Here is a 17503-nt window from a genome sequence, read left to right on the forward strand (position 1 = left end):
TCCTGTAGCGCGCTGCTTCGAATGAGCATTGTCATGCACTCGAGCAGAACGAGGAATCCCTCATGCCCTACAACAACGACTCCCCGCGCGGCGCCAAGCGCGCCCCCGCGGGATCGCGCAGCCCGAACCACCGCGGCTACAACTCCGACCCGGCGCCCAAGAAGCAGCGCTGGAACGCCGACGAGCGCGCCCAGCGCTCCGGCCAGGACGACCGCCCCCAGCGCGGCGGCGCAGCCCGCCCCGCGCGCGGCGGCGACCGCCCCAACTGGGAGCCCCGCGCCGAGCGTCCCGCCGGCCGCGGCGAGCGTCCCGCGTACGGCGACCGCCCCAACCGCGCGAACGCGCGCCCCGAGCGCGGCGAGCGCCCCTCGTACGGCGGCGGCAACGACCGCGGCCAGCGCAGCGAGCGCCCCACGTACGGCGCCGAGCGCGGCCAGCGCTCCGAGCGTCCGTCCTACGGCAACGAGCGTCCCGCCCGCGGCGGCGAGCGCTCCGAGCGTCCGTCCTACGGGAACGACCGCCCCCAGCGGTCCGAGCGTCCGTCGTACAACGACCGCCCGGCTCGCACCGAGCGTCCGTCGTACGGGAACGACCGCCCGCAGCGGTCCGAGCGTCCGTCGTACGACGGACGGGCCGCTCGCACCGAGCGTCCTGCGTACAACGACCGCGCCGAGCGTCCCTCGTACGGTGACCGCGCCCAGCGGTCCGAGCGCCCGGCCTACAACGACCGTCCGGCTCGTGCCGAGCGTCCGTCGTACAACGACCGCGCCGAGCGTCCCGCGTACAACGACCGTCCGGCTCGCACGGAGCGTCCCGCGTACAACGACCGTCCGGCCCGCGCCGAGCGTCCGTCGTACAACGATCGCGCCGAGCGACCCGCGTACAACGACCGCCCGGCTCGCGCCGAGCGTCCCGCGTACAACGACCGCCCGCAGCGCTCCGAGCGCCCCTCCTACGGCGACCGCCCCCAGCGGTCCGAGCGCCCGTCCTACGACGACGCCCGCCCCAAGCGCGACAGCGACTTCTACCCGAGCAAGGAGGGCGCCCCGCGCCACGCTCCCGCCGAGGACGTCGTCCTCGAGCGCCTCGAGGCCCAGGCCACCACGGCCAAGGACGTCGACGGCGTGACCTTCGCCGCGCTCGGCCTCGGCCAGAACATCGTCCGCGTGCTCGAGGAGCTGGGAGCGGCCAGCCCGTTCCCGATCCAGGCCGCCACGATCCCCGACGTGCTCGCGGGTCGCGACGTGCTCGGCCGCGGCCGCACCGGATCCGGCAAGACCATCGCGTTCGGCGCGCCCCTCGTGGAGCGCCTGCTCGAGAACGACGGCGCGAAGAACCGCAAGATGGGCCGCAAGCCCCGCGCGCTGATCCTCGCCCCGACGCGCGAGCTCGCCATGCAGATCGACCGCACCGTGCAGCCCATCGCCCGCTCGGTCGGCCTGTTCACCACCACGATCTTCGGCGGCGTGCCGCAGTTCAAGCAGGTGGGTGCGCTGCAGCGCGGCGTCGACATCCTCATCGCGACCCCCGGCCGCCTCGAGGACCTCATCGACCAGGGCCGCCTCGACCTCTCCGAGATCGTGGTCACCGTCCTCGACGAGGCCGACCACATGTGCGACCTCGGCTTCCTCGAGCCCGTCCAGCGGATCCTCCGCCAGGTGAAGAAGGACGGCCAGCGCCTGCTCTTCTCCGCCACGCTCGACAAGGGCGTCGCGACGCTCGTCAACGAGTTCCTGCCGTCGCCGAGCGTCCACGAGGTCGCGGGCGAGGACCAGGCGTCGTCGACCATCGACCACCGCGTTCTCCTCATCGAGCAGCGCGACAAGGCCGCGATCATCGAGCAGCTCAGCTCCGGCGAGGGCAAGACGCTGATCTTCGCCCGCACCCGCGCGTTCGCCGAGCAGCTCGCCGACCAGCTCGAGGACGCCGGCATCCCGGCCACGTCGCTGCACGGCGACCTCAACCAGGCGCGCCGCACGCGCAACCTGCAGCTCCTCACGAGCGGCAAGGTCCGCGTCCTCGTGGCGACCGACGTGGCCGCCCGCGGCATCCACGTGGACGACATCGGGCTGGTCATCCAGGCCGACGCGCCGGATGAGTACAAGAGCTACCTCCACCGCGCCGGCCGCACGGGCCGCGCGGGCAAGCAGGGCACCGTCGTGACGCTGATCACGAAGGCCCGCCGTCGCCGCATGGACGAGCTCCTCGAGCGCGCGGAGATCAAGGCCAAGACGGTCATGGCCGCCGCCGGGGACCGCGTCATCGCGGACCTCGCGCGCGCCTAGCGCCCGACGCACGACCCGACGGCCGTCCCTCCCCTCGCGGGTGGTGCGGCCGTCGTCGTCTCCGGCGTCAGCCGATCAGCGCGACCCGCCGTACGCGGCCGGCACCAGGTCCATGCGCGCGTCGCCGCTCGCGATGAGGGCGAGGACCGCGTCGGCGACCGTCTCCGGGGTGTCGAAGGTCGCGCCCGCGGTCATCGCCTCGGCCTCGGCACGGCCCGCGCGGATCGAGGTCATGAACTCCGTGGACGTGGCGAAGGGGATCAGCGTCGACACGGCGATCCCCGCGCCCTCCAGCTCCGCGCGGGCGATGGCGGAGAGACGTTCGAGGGCGATCTTCGAGGCGACGTAGCCGCCGGTGCCCGGCACGTCGGCGAACGTGGTGCCCGAGCTGACGTTGACGATCGCGCCGGATCCCTGCGCGCGCATGGCCGGGAGGACCGCCTGCATCATGGCGAGCGGCGCCACGAGGTTCAGCTCGAGGACGGCGCGGAGGTCGTCGAGCGCGAGGTCCTCGATCGATGCCTGCAGGCCCTGGCCGGCGTTGTTGACCAGCACGTCGATGCGGCCGAAGGCGTCGAGGGCGGCCCGCGCGAGCGCGTCCACCTGCGCGCGGTCGGTCACGTCGCAGCGGACGGCGATCGCGCCGCCGCCGAGCTCGGCCGCGAGCTCGCGGATCCGCTCCTCCCGCCTTGCCGCGAGTACGACGCGCGCTCCGGCCGCCGAGGCCGCGCGCGCCGTGGCCGCGCCGATCCCCGACGACGCCCCCGTGATGACGACGACCGCGTCCCGTACCTGCATGGCTCCTCCTCCTGCGGTCGCGACGCGACCTGCTCGCACTAACGCTACTCCCGAGTAGCGGAACTCCATGACGGGCCTATCCTGGACCGGATGGACACGCCGGACGCCGCCCCCCGACCCCGCGTCGGCCGACCCGTCGACCGCTCCGGGGACGCCGCGATCCTCGCCGCCGCCCTCGACCTCGTCGCCGAGCGCGGCTACGACGGCATGGCTCTCGACGAGGTGGCGGCCCGCACCGGCCGCGCCAAGACCACGATCTACCGGCGCTGGGCGACGAAGGAGGACCTCGTGCTCGCCGCCCTCCGCGCCGTCGGCCGCCCGCCGGAGGCCCAGCTCCTGCCCGACACCGGGTCGCTCCGCGACGACCTCCTGGCCGTCGTCGACTCCGGCTGGCTCGGCGGCGCCGACCGCCGGGCCGCCGTGTTCGCGGGCCTCGCGTCGGCCCTGCGCGGATCCGAGCGGCTGGCCGCGGCGATCCGGGCCGAGGTCACGGATCCGTACGTCGAGGTCTACGGGCGGCTCATCGGCCGCGCGGTCGAGCGCGGCGAGGCGTCCGCGCGCTCGGACGCCCAGGTCGCCGTGCTCGCCGAGGTCGTCCCCGCGATGAGCACGCACCGCCTCGTCGCCGGGCGCGCACCCGTGACGCGGGACTTCTTCGTCGCCGTGATCGACGACGTGCTGCTGCCCGCGCTCGGGATCCGGGAGCGCCGAGCGGCGGGCGGCTAGCCTCGACCGCATGGAGATCCGCCCCGCCGTCGACGCCGACTGGCCCCTGATCCACCCCTTCTACCGTGCGATCGTCGACGCCGGCCGCACCTACGCGCTCCCCGCCGGGCAGTCGCTCGACGAGGCGCGGCCGAACTGGATGGCCGAGGCGCCGGGCCGCACCGTCGTCGCGGTGGACGACGACGGCACCGTGCTCGGATCCGCGAAGGCCGGCCCGAACCGGCCCGGCCGCGGCGCGCACGTCGCCACCGGGTCCTTCCTCGTGGATCCCGCGCACGGCGGTCGCGGCATCGGCCGGGCGCTCGGCGAGCACGTGATCGCATGGGCGCGCGCGCAGGGCTACCGGGCGATCCAGTTCAACGCCGTCGTCGAGACGAACCGCGCGGCCGTGCACCTCTGGCAGTCGCTCGGCTTCCGGATCGTCGGCACCGTCCCCGAGGCGTTCGACGACGCCGAGGAAGGGTTCGTCGGCCTGCACGTGATGCACCTGCCGCTCCGCTGACGCGACCGCGACCGCCACTCGGGATGGGGATGGCCCATGTGCACATGTCAGCACATGGGGTACGGTGAACGGACAGCAGCACCCGCCCAACGCCCCTCCCCAGCCGGAGAGAAAGCAGCGCCGACGCATTCGCCCTCCCGAGACCACGGTCCCCGCCCCGACCCCGATCCTCGACGTGATCGCCCTCGGCCGCGTCGGCGTCGACCTCTACCCGCTCCAGGACGGCGTGGGCCTCGAGGACGTCGAGACGTTCGGCAAGTACCTCGGCGGGAGCGCGGCCAACGTGGCGGTCGCCGCCGCCCGGCACGGCCGATCCGCCGCGCTCGTCTCGCGCGTGGGCGACGACCCGTTCGGCCGCTACGTGACGCGCGAGCTCGAGCGCCTCGGCGTCTCCGCGCGCTTCGTGACGCCCGTCGACGACCTGCCGACGCCCGTCACCTTCTGCGAGATCTTCCCGCCGGACGACTTCCCGCTGTACTTCTACCGACGCCCGAAGGCGCCCGACCTCTGTATCGAGGCCGACGACCTCGACCTCGACGCGATCCGCGACGCGCGCGTCCACTGGTCGACCGTCACGGGCCTCAGCGAGGATCCCAGCCGCACCGCGCATCACGCCGCGTGGGCCGCCCGCGCCCGCCGGCCGCTCACCGTGCTCGACCTCGATTACCGGCCGATGTTCTGGTCGTCCCCCGAGGACGCGACCCGCGAGGTCGGCCGTGCGCTCGAGCACGTGACCGTCGCCGTCGGCAACCGCGAGGAGTGCGAGATCGCGGTGGGGGAGACGGATCCGCTGCGGGCCGCCGACGCGCTGCTCGACCGCGGCGTCGAGCTCGCGATCGTGAAGCAGGGGCCGAAGGGCGTGCTCGCCCGGACCCGCGAGGAGACCGTCGAGGTCCCGCCGTACCCGGTGGAGGTCGTCAACGGGCTCGGCGCGGGCGACGGCTTCGGCGGCGCGCTCGTGCACGGGCTGCTCGCCGGCTGGGACCTGGAGCGGATCCTGCGCTTCGCCAACGTCGCGGGCGCCATCGTCGCGTCCCGCCGCGAGTGCTCGACGGCCATGCCGACGACCGCCGAGGTCGACGCGGTGCTCGCGGGGATCCGATGACCGCCGCCCGCGCCGCCGCCGTGGCCGCGCCCGCCGAGGCCGTCCGCGCGGGCGACCTCCCGGCCGCGTTCGCCGCGCTCCGCGACCTGCGCGCCACGGATCCCGAGGCCGTCGCCCGCGCGCTCGCCGCCCGCGCTCGCCGCCCGATCATCCGCGGCGACGGCCGCCTGCTCATCGTCGCCGCCGACCACCCCGCCCGCGGCGCCCTCGGCGTCGGCGACGACCCGATGGCGCTGGCCGACCGCTACGAGCTGCTCGCGGGCCTCGCCACGGCCCTCACCCGCGACGGCGTCGACGGCGTGCTCGGCACGCCCGACATCGTCGACGACCTCGCGCTCCTCGGTCTCCTCGACGACAAGGTCGTGGTCGGATCCATGAACCGCGGCGGCCTCCGCGGCGCCGCCTTCGAGATGGACGACCGCTTCACCGCCTACGACGTGCAGGGGATCGTCCGCGACGGCCTCGACTTCGCGAAGACGCTCGTGCGCGTGGCCCTCGGCGACGCCGGCACCGCCCGGACCCTGGAGGCCAACGCGCGCGCCGTCGACGCTGCGGCGCGGGCCGGCCTGCCGATCATGCTGGAGCCGTTCATGAGCGAGTGGCGCGACGGCCGGATCGTCAACGACCTGTCGCCCGACGCCGTCATCACGTCGATCGCCATCGCGTCCGGCCTCGGCTCCTCGTCCGCCCGCACGTGGATGAAGCTGCCCGTGGTCGACGACATGGAGCGCGTCATGGCCGCCACGACCCTGCCGACGCTCCTGCTCGGCGGCGATCCGCAGGGCGCCGCCGAGGACGCCTGGGCCCGCTGGGAGCACGCGCTCGCCCTGCCCGGCGTCCGCGGGCTGGTCGTCGGCCGCACCCTCCTCCACCCGGCGGACGGCGACGTGGCCCGCGCGGTCGACCAGGCCGCCGCGCTCGTGCACGGCCGCCCCTGACGACGCCCGCTCCGCCCACCCCGCCCGCACCACCTGCCGACCCCGAACGACGAAGGACACCATGACCGACACCGCCCCGCTCCCCGTCGTCCCGCACTGGATCGACGGCGCCCGCTCGCCCTCGACCTCCGGCCGCACCGCCCCCGTCTACGACCCCGCCCGCGGCGTCGTCACGAAGGAGGTCGCGCTCGCGGGCCAGGACGAGATCCAGCGCGCCATCGCCTCGGCGCACGCGGCCTTCCCGGCCTGGCGCGACCTCTCGCTCGCCAAGCGGCAGGCGATCCTCTTCCGCTTCCGCGAGCTGCTGGAGGCCGAGAAGGGCGAGCTGGCGGAGATCATCACGTCGGAGCACGGCAAGGTCGTGAGCGACGCGCTCGGCGAGATCACGCGCGGGCAGGAGGTCGTGGAGTTCGCGACCGGCCTCGCGCACCACCTCAAGGGCGAGTACTCGGAGCAGGTGTCCACGGGCGTGGACGTGTACTCGACCAAGCAGCCGCTCGGCGTGGTCGGCATCATCTCGCCCTTCAACTTCCCGGCCATGGTGCCGATGTGGTTCTTCCCCATCGCGATCGCGGCCGGCAACACCGTGGTGCTGAAGCCCAGCGAGAAGGACCCGAGCTCGGCCATCTGGATGGCCGAGCTGTGGAAGCGCGCCGGGCTCCCGGACGGCGTCTTCACCGTGCTCCACGGCGACAAGGAGGCGGTGGACGGGCTGCTCACCCACCCGGACGTGCGCGCGATCTCGTTCGTCGGATCCACGCCCATCGCCCAGTACGTCTACGAGACGGGCACCCAGCACGGCAAGCGCGTGCAGGCGCTGGGCGGCGCCAAGAACCACATGCTCGTGCTGCCCGACGCCGACCTCGACCTGGTCGCCGACTCGGCCGTCAACGCGGGCTTCGGCTCGGCGGGCGAGCGCTGCATGGCGATCTCCGTGGTCGTCGCGGTCGAGCCCGTGGCGGACGCGCTCATCGAGCGGATCTCGTCGCGCATGTCGACCCTGCGCGTCGGCGACGGACGCCGCGGCTGCGACATGGGCCCGCTCGTCACCGAGGCGCACCGCGACAAGGTCGCCTCGTACATCGCGATCGCGGAGGAGGACGGCGCGCGGATCGTGGTCGACGGCCGCGGCATCGAGGTCGACGGCGAGCCGGACGGCTTCTGGCTCGGCCCGACCCTCATCGACGCGCTGCCCACGAGCTCGCGCGCGTACACGGAGGAGATCTTCGGGCCCGTGCTCGGCGTCGTCCGCGTGCGCACGTACGAGGAGGGCGTCGCGCTCATCAACGGCGGCGCGTTCGGCAACGGCACCGCGATCTTCACCAACGACGGCGGGGCCGCGCGGCGCTTCCAGAACGAGGTGCAGGTCGGCATGATCGGGATCAACGTGCCCATCCCCGTGCCCGTCGCCACCTTCTCGTTCGGCGGCTGGCGGTCGAGCCTCTTCGGCGACACCAAGGCCCACGGCGCGGAGGGCGTGCGGTTCTTCACCCAGCAGAAGGCGATCACCAGCCGCTGGCTCGACCCGTCGCACGGCGGCGTCGACCTCGGCTTCCCGCAGAACTGATCCCGCACGACCCGGCCGCCCGGCGGCACCGACGACGACGACGACGGAGACGAGCATGACGACGAACGAGTGGCTGCACCCCCGCGGGAGCCTCGGCCGGGACGGCTGGGAGACGGTGGTCGACGCGACCCTGCCCGGCTGGGAGCACACGGGCCTCCGGGTCGCGGTGCTCGGCGACGGGGACGCGCTGGAGCTGCCCGCCGCGGGCGTCGAGCGCATGGTCGTGCCGCTCGCGGGATCCTTCGCCGTGCGGCACCGGGAGGGCGACGGCGACGAGCGCGTCACCGACCTCGACGGGCGCGCCTCGGTGTTCGCCGGGCCGACGGACGTGCTCTACCTGTCGTGCGCGTCGAGCGCGGTGCTCACCGGATCCGGCCGCGTCGCCGTCGCCGAGGCGCCCGCGACGCGCGTGGTGCCGAGCCGCCGGATCGCCCGCGAGGACGTGTCCGTGGAGCTGCGCGGCGCCGGGCGGTCGAGCCGGCAGGTCCACAACTTCGGGACGCCCGGCACGCCGGGGTCCCTCGACGCCGACCGCCTCATCGTCTGCGAGGTCGTCACGCCGGCCGAGAACTGGTCGAGCTACCCGGCGCACAAGCACGACGAGGACCGGCCAGGGGAGGAGTCGCGGCTCGAGGAGGTCTACTACTTCGAGTCCGCGGTCGGCCGCGGGCTGGACGCGCCCGCCGGGGCGGATCCCTTCGGCCTCTTCCACACGTCGTCCTCGCCCGCGGGCGAGATCGCGATCGACGCCGTGGTGCGCACGGGCGACGTCGCGCTCGTGCCGTACGGCTACCACGGGCCCGCGGTCGCGGCGCCCGGCTACGACCTCTACTACCTCAACGTCATGGCGGGCCCCGGCGCGGACCGCGCCTGGCTCATCGCCGACCACCCCGCGCACGGCTGGATCCGCGGCACGTGGGCCGGGCAGGGGATCGACCCGCGCCTGCCGTTCACGGCCGAGCCCGCCGCGGCGGCCGCCGCCGAGGCCCCCGCCGCGTCCGCCCCCGACCAGGAAGCCCCGAGCCGATGACCGAGCCCACCACCCGCATGACCGTCAGCCAGGCGCTCGTCGCGTTCCTGGCGAACCAGTGGACGGTCGACGGCGACCACCGCGAGCGCACCATCCCCGGCGTCTTCGGGATCTTCGGCCACGGCAACGTCGCCGGGATCGGCCAGGCGCTCATGCAGGCCCACGCGCAGGATCCCGACCTCATGCCGTACCACCAGGCCCGCAACGAGCAGGCGATGGTGCACCAGTCGGTCGGCTACGCGCGCATGCACCGCCGGCTCGCGACCTACGCGAGCGCCGCGTCGGTCGGGCCGGGAGCGGCGAACATGCTGACGGGCGCGGCCCTCGCCACGGCGAACCGGCTGCCCGCGCTCCTCCTGCCGAGCGACACCTTCGCGACCCGGGTCGCGGATCCGGTGCTGCAGCAGCTCGAGATGCCGCACGACATCGGCATCACCGTGAACGACGCGTTCCGCCCGCTGTCGCGCTTCTTCGACCGCGTCCAGCGGCCCGAGCAGCTGTACTCGATCGCGCTCGCGGCCATGCGCGTCCTCGTCGACCCCGCCGAGACGGGCGCCGTGACCATCGCGCTGCCCGAGGACGTGCAGGCCGAGGCGCTCGACGTGCCCGACGCGTTCCTCGCGCCGCGCGAGTGGCACCTGCGCCGGCCGCTGCCGGAGCGCGGGCCGCTGGCGCGCGCCGTGCAGGCGATCCGCGACGCCCGGACCCCGCTCATCGTCGCGGGCGGCGGCGTGATCTACTCCGCGGCCGAGGAGGCCCTCCTCCGCTTCGCCGAGGCCACGGGGATCCCCGTCGGCACGACGCAGGCCGGCGGCGGCGCGCTCGCGTGGGACCACCCGCAGTACCTCGGCGGCATCGGCGCGACCGGATCCACCGCCGCCAATCGCCTCGCCGCCGAGGCCGACGTCGTCATCGGCATCGGCACGCGCTACTCCGACTTCACGACCGCGAGCCGCACGGCGTTCCAGCGCCCGGACGTGACCTTCGTCAACGTCAACGTCGCCCCCTTCGACGCCTACAAGCACGGCACGCAGCTGCCCGTCGTGGCCGACGCGCGCGAGACGCTGGAGGCGCTGACCGCGGCGCTCGCCGGCACGCGCGTCGACCCCGCGTACGCGGAGCGCATCGCCCGCGAGAAGCGCGAGTGGGACGCCGCGGTCGACCGCGCGCTCGCCCCCACGGGCGCCGTGCTGCCCGGCCAGCCCGAGATCATCGGCGCGGTCCAGGCCGCGAGCGACCCGCGCGACGTCGTCGTGCAGGCGGCCGGATCCCTGCCCGGCGACCTCCACAAGCTCTGGCGGGTGCGGGACGCGCTCGGCTACCACGTGGAGTACGCGTTCTCGTGCATGGGCTACGAGATCCCCGGCGGCCTCGGCGTCAAGCGCGGCGCGGAGGCGCTCGGCGACGACCGCGACGTGATCGTCATGGTCGGCGACGGCTCGTACCTCATGCTCCACACGGAGCTCGTGACCGCGGTGGCCGAGGGCCTCAAGATCATCGTCGTGGTGATCCAGAACCACGGCTACGCCTCCATCGGCCACCTGTCCGAGACGGTCGGGACGGAGCGCTTCGGCACCCGCTACCGCTCGCTCGACCCCGCGACGCGCGCCTTCGAGGGCCGCGAGCCGCTCCCCGTGGACCTCGCGGCGAACGCCCGCAGCTACGGCGTCGACGTCATCGAGATCGCGCCCGGGCACGACGCCACCCGCGAGCTCGGCGAGGCCGTGCGGCGCGCGAAGGCGTCCGACCGCACGACCGTGATCCACATCGAGAGCGACCCGCTCGTCTACGGCCCCGACGGCGAGGGCTGGTGGGACGTGCCCGTGCCCGGCGTCTCCGAGATGCCGTCGACGCAGGCCGCGCACGCCGAGTACGTGGAGAAGAGGAAGGCGCAGCGGCCGCTGCTGGGGTGACGCGGCGGGCCTGGCCGTCAGGATGCTATTTCCTATAGGATCTGGATCCCGGGCATCCGGGACCCGACGACCGCGATGGAGCAGCATGCCGGAGAACCCCGCCACCCCCGCGCCGAGCGCGCCGAGCGCGACGACCCCGGGATCCTCCGGCGGACCGGCGTTCACCGCCGAGGACTGGCCCATCGCCACCTGCCTCCACTCCTTCGCCACCGTGGGACGCGACGGCACCGCCCTCCACGACGCCGACGCGGCCGTCTGGGACCGCATGTTCGCCGACATCGCGCGCGAGGGCTTCACGCTCGCCGAGCTGGCCGACAGCCACATCCGCCCCGCCGACCTCGAGCCGTCCCGCCGCGAGGAGCTCGTCTCCGTCGCCCGCGCGCACGGCGTCGGCATCCCGTCGGTGCACCTGCAGCGGCAGAGCGTGATCATGCCGGGGCACGAGGAGCGGAACCTCGCCTACGCGCACCGCACCATCGACGCGATCGCCGAGATGGGCATGGACGTCTTCTCCACCGGCCTGCACCAGCCGTTCAGCGACGCGCAGCGGAAGGCCCTGTGGTTCTGGACGGCCGAGGGCCCGAAGGACCCCGACGACCCCGAGGTGTGGGACGCCGCCGTCACGCGCCTCCGCGAGCTCGGCCGGCACGCCGCCGACCTCGGACTCCGGATGGCGCTCGAGATGTACGAGGACACCTACCTCGGCACGGCCGACAGCGCCGTGCGGCTCGTCGAGGAGATCGGGCTCGACAACGTCGGGCTGAACCCCGACGTCGCGAACCTCATCCGCCTGCACCGCCCGGTCGAGAGCTGGCGCGAGCTGTACGCGAAGACGCTGCCGTACGCGAACTACTGGCACGTGAAGAACTACATGCGCGACGAGGCCGCCGACGGGAGCTGGGCCACCTCGGTGCCCACCACCATGCGGTCGGGCCTCATCGACTACCGGCAGGTGATCCGCGACGCGGTCGAGCTCGGCTTCGACGGGATCATCCTCACCGAGCAGTACGGCGGCGACAGCCTCGGCGTCTGCGCGGAGAACCGCGACTACATCCGCACCCTGCTCCCGCAGGGCGCACGAGGACAGGAGGGGTCGTCATGACCGCCAGGAAGATCGCCATCGTCGGATCCGGCTACATGGGCGGCGGCATCGCGCAGGTGCTCGCGCTGGCGGGCGCGCAGGTGCGCATCGCCGACATCTCGGAGGAGATCGCCGTCGCCAACCACGCGCGGCTCCTCCAGGAGGCGGAGCGGTTCGTCGCGGACGGGCTCTTCCCGGCCGACGCCGTGGAGCGGATCGCCGCGAACGTGACGCCGGCCGCGTCCATCGAGGAGGCCGTCGCCGACGCCGACCTCATCGAGGAGGCCGTCCCGGAGAAGCTCGAGATCAAGCACGCGACGCTGCGTCGGATCTCGGCGGCCGCGCGCCCCGACGCCGTCATCGGATCCAACACCTCCACCATCCTCATCTCCTCGCTCGCCGAGGCCGTGACGAACCCGGAGCGCTTCCTCGGCGTGCACTTCTCGAACCCCGCGCCCTTCATCCCGGGCGTCGAGCTGATCCCGCACGCGGGCACGGCCGAGTCGGCCATCGCGATCGTGGAGGAGCTCGTGGCCGCCACGGGCAAGGAGACCGCGCGCGTGACGGACTCGACGGGCTTCGTGCTCAACCGGCTCCAGTACGCGCTCTTCCACGAGGCGACGCAGATCGTGGAGGAGGGCATCGCGACGCCCGAGGACATCGACACGATCGTCCGCACCACGTTCGGCTTCCGCCTGCCGGTGTTCGGCCCGTTCGCGATCGCCGACATGGCCGGGCTCGACGTGTACGCGTCCTGCTACGCGTCCCTGCAGACCCGCTGGCCTGAGCGCTTCGCGACGCCGGCGTCGCTCCAGGCCCACGTGGACGCGGGGGAGTACGGCACCAAGACGGGCGCCGGCTACCTCGACGTGCCCGCCGAGCGCACCGAGGCGCTCGTGGCGTACCGGAACAAGGCGTACGTGGCGATCAAGAAGCTGATGGACGAGCTGGGGCCGGCGCCGATCGGGTGATCCCGGCGGCGGCCGGATCCCCGGGTCCGGTCACCCGTCAGCGTCGCGCCGCGACCGCTCCCGGACGCGCTCGATGTGGGCGCGCATCGCGGCGGCCGCGGCCTCCGGGCCCTCGGCGACCGCGTCGATGACCGCGCGGTGCTCGTGCACGGCGTCGTGGGCGTCGTGCACGCCCGTGCGCATCGTCTGGCGCATGCGGTGGACGCGCGTGGAGATCGCCTCGGACATGTCGAGGAGGAACGGGTTGCCCGTCGCCTCGAAGACGCGGTGGTGGAAGTCCCAGTCGACGACGAAGTACTCGCGGATGAGGCCCACGGGCATGTCGGCGCCGTCGCCCGCGGCGCGGATCCGGGCGGTCGTCTCCTCGTGCGCGGCGAGGGCCTCCTCGAGCGCGGGCACGAGGCGCCCGGGATCCGCCGCGGCGAGGGCCGTCGCCCCGCCCTCGAGCACGATGCGCGCGTCGAAGAGCGCCTCCAGCTGCTCGCCCGCGATGGGCGGCGCGACCCGGTAGCCCTTGTGCGCCTCGCGCGCGACGAGCCCCGTGCGCTCCAGCTGCACGAGCGCCTCGCGGACGGGCGTCGGCGAGACGTGGAGGTCGCGGGCGATCTGGTCGATGGCGAGCCGGGAGCCGGGCTCCATCTGGGATCCCATGAGCATGTCGAGCACGAGGTCGTAGACGCGGTCGCGGAGGCCCTGCCGCGCGGTCATCGAGGTCGCGTCGAGGGGGAGGCCGGAGGTCACCAGGACAGTCTGCCGGTCTCAGGCGCCCGGGGGCGCCGCCCGTCCGGTCGCGCGCGCGTGCACCTCGTCGAGGACGGCCGCGACGCCCGCGGGGTCATGGGCCCGGCGGCCGAGGAAGAGCCCGTCGACGTCGTCCCCGATGCGGGTGAGGAGCCCGGGTCCGGCGGTGCCGCCGTAGATGACCGCGGATCCCGGGTGCGCCCCGAGCCCCCGCACGTGCGCGCGCAGCTCCCGGCACACGGCGCGGATGTGCGCGTCCGACGCGGGCTCGTCCGCGCCGATCGCCCACTGCGGCTCGTACGCGACGACGATCCGTCCGCCGTGCCCGGCCTCCTGCGCGAGCGCGAGCGCGTCGTCGAGCTGCCGGACGCACTCCCGCGCGGCATCGGCCGGCTCCTGCACGGCCTCCTCGCCGAGGCACAGGATCGGCACGAGCCCGGCCCGCAGCGCCGCGTCGGCCTTCCGCCGCACGACCTCGTCCGTCTCGCCGAACAGGCGCCGCCGCTCGGCGTGCCCGACCTCCACGAAGGATCCGCCCACCTCGCGGATCTGCGCGCCGGACACCTCGCCCGTGAAGGCGCCGGCGTCCTCGGTCGCGAGGTCCTGCGCGCCCACCCGGGCGACGCCGTCGAGGATCCCGACGGCCGCGGGCACCGCCAGGTACGACGGCAGCACCACGAGCTCGGCCGCGCCCGACGCGACCGCCGGATGCGTGCGCGCGAGGCCCGCGACGTCCCGGCACCACGCGAGCGTCCGCGCGTGCCCGAAGTACATCTTCAGGCTCACGCCGACGACGGTCGGGGGCGCGGCGGGCGACGCGGGCTCGGCCACGGCCTACCGCGCCTCGTACGCGCGGATCTCCTCGACCTTCTCGGCCGACGCGCTCGAGGTGTCGAACTCGTACGTCAGCCACTCGCGCACGTTCCGCCGCGCGAGCTCCAGCCCGATGACGCGCTGGCCCATGCACAGCACCTGCGCGTCGTTGGAGAGCACGCTGCGCTCCACCGAGTACGAGTCATGGGCCGTGACGGCGCGGATCCCCGGCACCTTGTTCGCCGCGATCGCGACGCCCAGCCCGGTGCCGCACACGAGCAGCGCCCGGTCGGCCTCGCCGCGCGCGACCATCTCCGCCGCTGTGGTGGCGACGGTCGGGTAGGCGGTGTGCCCGTCCGCGTCGACGCCCACGTCGACCACCGACTCCACGAGGTCGCTCGCCTCGAGGTCAGCCTTGAGCGCCTCCTTGTGCTGGTAGCCCGCGTCGTCCGAGCCGACGACGATGCGCCATGTCCTGGTCATCCGGTCCTCCTGGTGTCTCGTGCGATGTCCCTCACCGGTCGGCGAGGGTGCGGCCCACGGCCGCGGTGATGAGCGCGAGCGACACGGCGCCGGGGTCGGGCGTGCCGACCGAGCGCTCGCCGTGCGATCGCGCGCGTCCCATGCCGGGCTTCAGCGCAGAGGTCGCGTCCGCGGCCTCCTGCGCCGCCGCGCTCGCGTCGGCCCACGCGTCCGCGAGGGGCGCGCCCGCGGCGACCCGAGCGGCGAGCACGTCCGCGAACGGCACGAGCGCGTCGACCATGGTCTTGTCGCCCACGGACGCCTTGCCGTGGCCCATGACGGCGTCGCGCGCGTCGCCCACGCCGCGGGAGACCGCCTCGCCCGAGGCGGCGTCCGCAGCCTGGTCGTCGAGCGCGTCCCCGAGCGCCTGGAGGATCAGCCCCCACAGCGCGCCGGACGTGCCGCCGCCCTTGTCCGACCAGGCGTCGCCGGCCAGCCGGAGGGCGGTGCGCGCGCCGGCGCCCGCCTCGACTGCCGTGGCGGCCTTCTCGGACGCCGCGCGGGATCCGCGCAGCATGCCGATGCCGTGGTCGCCGTCACCCGCGACCGCGTCGAGGCGACCGAGCTCGTCGGCGTGCTCGGCGACGACCCGGTGCACGGCGTCGAGGGCCTGAGCCACGCGGGCGGCGGTGCGCCGGGACGCCTCGGTCGCGTCCGGGATGGCCGCGTCCACCTCGTCGTCCTCGCGGGCGTCGACGGGCTGCAGCGCGGATCCGTCGAACGCGCCGCTGCGGAAGGCGGGGGTGTCGGCGGGCGCGCTCCACAGCCGCTCCAGCTCCTCGTCGAGCCAGAAGAGCGTGAGGGAGGCGCCGGCCATGTCGAAGCTGGTGCAGAACTCGCCGACCTGCGGGTCCACGAGGGTGATCCCCGCCTCCTCCAGCAGGTCCGCGACGCGCGTGAACACGACGTACAGCTCCTCGTTCTTCACGGATCCGAGGCCGTTGAGCACGGGGACCACCCGGGCGCCGCGCACCTCCACGCCGTCCGGCACCTCGGCCTCGGCGAGCAGGTGCCGCACGAAGAGCTCGGCCAGGCCGTCGGCGGAGGGGATGTCGGTCTCGTCGATGCCGGGCTCGCCGTGGATCCCGAGCCCGATCGCCATCCGCCCCTCGGGCACGGAGAACAGCGGCTCGTCGGCGCCCGGCAGCGTGCAGCCCGTGAAGGCGACGCCCATCGACCGGGTGCGCTCGTTCGCGAGCCGGGCGACGCGCTCGGCGCCGTCGAGGTCGTAACCCGCGGCGGACGCGGCGCCCGCCGCCTTGAAGACGGTGAGATCGCCCGCGATCCCGCGGCGCTTCGCCTGCTCGTCGGGCCCGGCGCTGAAGATGTCGTCCGTGACGACGACGGTGCGGCAGTCGATCCCGTCAGCCCGCACGCGCTCCTGGGCGTCGTCGAAGTGCAGCACGTCGCCGGCGTAGTTGCCGTAGAGGAGGAGCGCGCCGCGGCCCTGCTCGCTGGTGCGGATCACCGACTCGACCTGGTGCGCGGAGGGCGAGGCGAAGAGGTTGCCCATCGCGGCGCCGTGCGCGAGGCCGGGGCCCACGAGCCCGCCGAACGCGGGGTAGTGGCCCGAGCCGCCGCCGATGACGACCGCCACCTCGGGCTCGGCGGAGCGGGTCGAGCGCGAGACGCCGCCGTGCACCCGCCGCACCCAGCGGCCGTTGGCGCGGACGAAGCCGGCCGTCATGTCGTCGGCGAAGTCCGCCGGGTCGTTCCACAGTCGGGTCATCCGCCATGTCCTCCTCGTCGAGCACGTGAGGAGATCCTATAGGATATTGGATCCGCACCGGAAGGGCGCGGGACCCGTCTCAGCCGGTGCGACCCTCGACGCGGCCCTCGGATCGGAGAGCCTCCTCGGCCACGTCGTGGAGCCGGCGCGACGTCGACCGGGCCTGCCGACGGAGCAGGCCGAACGCCTGGTCCACCGAGATCCCCAGCCGCTGCGCGATCGCGCCCTTGGCCTGCTCGATGACGACGCGGCTGTCGAGCGCGCGCTGCAGCTGGTCGCCGAGGGCCGTGCTGCGGTCGAGCGCGTGCTGCTGCAGGATGCTCAAGGTCGCCATGTCGGCGAGCGTCTGGACCAGCGCGGCGTCCCGGTCGCTGAGCGCGCCGGGCTCCGACGAGAACAGGCAGATGGATCCGAGGGTGCGGCCGCGGAGCTGCAGGGGCGTCGCGTGCACGGCCCGGAAGCCGCTCTCCTCCGCGATGCGGGAGAAGCGCGGCCAGGACTCGAGGCGGTCGTCGAGGTCCGGCACCTCCACGACCACGCCGTCCCGCACGCAGTCGAGGCACGGGCCCTCGAGGGTGCCGAGCTGCGCCTCCTCGACGTCGGCCGCGCGCTCGCTGGTGGAGGCCACGACGTGCAGGTCGCCGGCGCCGTCGACGAGCACGATGCCGCCCTCGCTGGCGGAGGTGAGCCGCGTGCTCGCGTGCACGAGGTCGGCCAGGACGTCGAGGACGTCGGCCCCCGCGAGGGAGTCGGCCAGGGTGCTGAAGATGTCGTCGGGCATG

The 17503-nt window shown here is 74.3% G+C and carries 16 protein-coding genes; 10 read left to right on the forward strand and 6 right to left on the reverse strand.

Annotation, left to right across the window (positions count from 1 at the left end; translation table 11 throughout):
- The first annotated feature begins 62 nt into the window (after positions 1-62).
- Entirely contained in the window at positions 63-2285 is a 2223-nt protein-coding gene (locus tag ACT7CP_RS03615; protein WP_445443410.1) for a DEAD/DEAH box helicase, read from the forward strand.
- A gap of 75 nt (positions 2286-2360) precedes the next feature.
- Here ACT7CP_RS03615 and ACT7CP_RS03620 read toward each other — a convergent pair whose 3' ends face one another.
- Complete coding sequence (locus ACT7CP_RS03620) at positions 2361-3083, reverse strand: SDR family oxidoreductase (protein WP_445443411.1); 723 nt, start codon at positions 3081-3083, stop codon at positions 2361-2363.
- Between the two features lie 90 nt (positions 3084-3173).
- Between ACT7CP_RS03620 and ACT7CP_RS03625 the strand changes: the two genes are divergently transcribed.
- The 9 genes from ACT7CP_RS03625 to ACT7CP_RS03665 all read left to right on the forward strand — a co-directional run bounded on the left by ACT7CP_RS03625 (position 3174) and on the right by ACT7CP_RS03665 (position 12916).
- Positions 3174-3809, forward strand: coding sequence for a TetR/AcrR family transcriptional regulator (locus ACT7CP_RS03625; RefSeq protein WP_445443412.1), 636 nt, complete (start codon positions 3174-3176; stop codon positions 3807-3809).
- A gap of 10 nt (positions 3810-3819) precedes the next feature.
- Entirely contained in the window at positions 3820-4311 is a 492-nt protein-coding gene (locus ACT7CP_RS03630; protein ID WP_445443413.1) for a GNAT family N-acetyltransferase, read from the forward strand.
- A gap of 166 nt (positions 4312-4477) precedes the next feature.
- Complete coding sequence (gene iolC / locus ACT7CP_RS03635; protein ID WP_445444010.1) at positions 4478-5416, forward strand: 5-dehydro-2-deoxygluconokinase; 939 nt, start codon at positions 4478-4480, stop codon at positions 5414-5416.
- Positions 5413-6354, forward strand: a complete 942-nt coding sequence (locus ACT7CP_RS03640; RefSeq protein WP_445443414.1) for a Cgl0159 family (beta/alpha)8-fold protein — start codon at positions 5413-5415, stop codon at positions 6352-6354. The genes iolC and ACT7CP_RS03640 overlap by 4 nt, the downstream gene beginning before the upstream one ends.
- A gap of 61 nt (positions 6355-6415) precedes the next feature.
- Entirely contained in the window at positions 6416-7921 is a 1506-nt protein-coding gene (locus ACT7CP_RS03645) for a CoA-acylating methylmalonate-semialdehyde dehydrogenase (protein WP_445443415.1), read from the forward strand.
- Between the two features lie 55 nt (positions 7922-7976).
- Positions 7977-8951 (forward strand): 5-deoxy-glucuronate isomerase, encoded by a 975-nt coding sequence (gene iolB, locus ACT7CP_RS03650; RefSeq protein ID WP_445443416.1) that lies wholly within the window; start codon positions 7977-7979, stop codon positions 8949-8951.
- Positions 8948-10864 (forward strand): 3D-(3,5/4)-trihydroxycyclohexane-1,2-dione acylhydrolase (decyclizing), encoded by a 1917-nt coding sequence (iolD, locus tag ACT7CP_RS03655; RefSeq protein WP_445443417.1) that lies wholly within the window; start codon positions 8948-8950, stop codon positions 10862-10864. The genes iolB and iolD overlap by 4 nt, the downstream gene beginning before the upstream one ends.
- An 85-nt stretch (positions 10865-10949) precedes the next feature.
- Positions 10950-11966 carry a sugar phosphate isomerase/epimerase family protein gene (locus tag ACT7CP_RS03660; protein WP_445443418.1) on the forward strand — a complete coding sequence of 339 codons (1017 nt, stop codon included), beginning with the start codon at positions 10950-10952 and terminating at the stop codon, positions 11964-11966.
- Positions 11963-12916: a 3-hydroxyacyl-CoA dehydrogenase family protein gene (locus tag ACT7CP_RS03665; protein ID WP_445443419.1), complete on the forward strand. Its 954-nt coding sequence runs from the start codon at positions 11963-11965 to the stop codon at positions 12914-12916. The genes ACT7CP_RS03660 and ACT7CP_RS03665 overlap by 4 nt, the downstream gene beginning before the upstream one ends.
- A gap of 30 nt (positions 12917-12946) precedes the next feature.
- Here ACT7CP_RS03665 and ACT7CP_RS03670 read toward each other — a convergent pair whose 3' ends face one another.
- From ACT7CP_RS03670 to ACT7CP_RS03690, 5 genes are all read right to left on the reverse strand, one after another.
- The gene (locus ACT7CP_RS03670; RefSeq protein ID WP_445443420.1) at positions 12947-13657 is read right to left on the reverse strand and encodes a GntR family transcriptional regulator; all 711 of its coding nucleotides are present in this window, start codon (positions 13655-13657) and stop codon (positions 12947-12949) included.
- Between the two features lie 18 nt (positions 13658-13675).
- Positions 13676-14488, reverse strand: coding sequence for a triose-phosphate isomerase family protein (locus tag ACT7CP_RS03675; protein WP_445443421.1), 813 nt, complete (start codon positions 14486-14488; stop codon positions 13676-13678).
- A 3-nt stretch (positions 14489-14491) separates the two neighbouring features.
- Positions 14492-14953, reverse strand: coding sequence for a ribose-5-phosphate isomerase (locus tag ACT7CP_RS03680; protein WP_307503343.1), 462 nt, complete (start codon positions 14951-14953; stop codon positions 14492-14494).
- Positions 14954-14984: 31 nt separating this feature from the next.
- Positions 14985-16721, reverse strand: coding sequence for a dihydroxyacetone kinase family protein (locus tag ACT7CP_RS03685; RefSeq protein ID WP_445443422.1), 1737 nt, complete (start codon positions 16719-16721; stop codon positions 14985-14987).
- Between the two features lie 79 nt (positions 16722-16800).
- Positions 16801-17502 carry an ANTAR domain-containing protein gene (locus tag ACT7CP_RS03690; protein ID WP_445443423.1) on the reverse strand — a complete coding sequence of 234 codons (702 nt, stop codon included), beginning with the start codon at positions 17500-17502 and terminating at the stop codon, positions 16801-16803.
- Position 17503: the final 1 nt, after the last annotated feature.

This window comes from Clavibacter rahimiani, assembly GCF_052654495.1.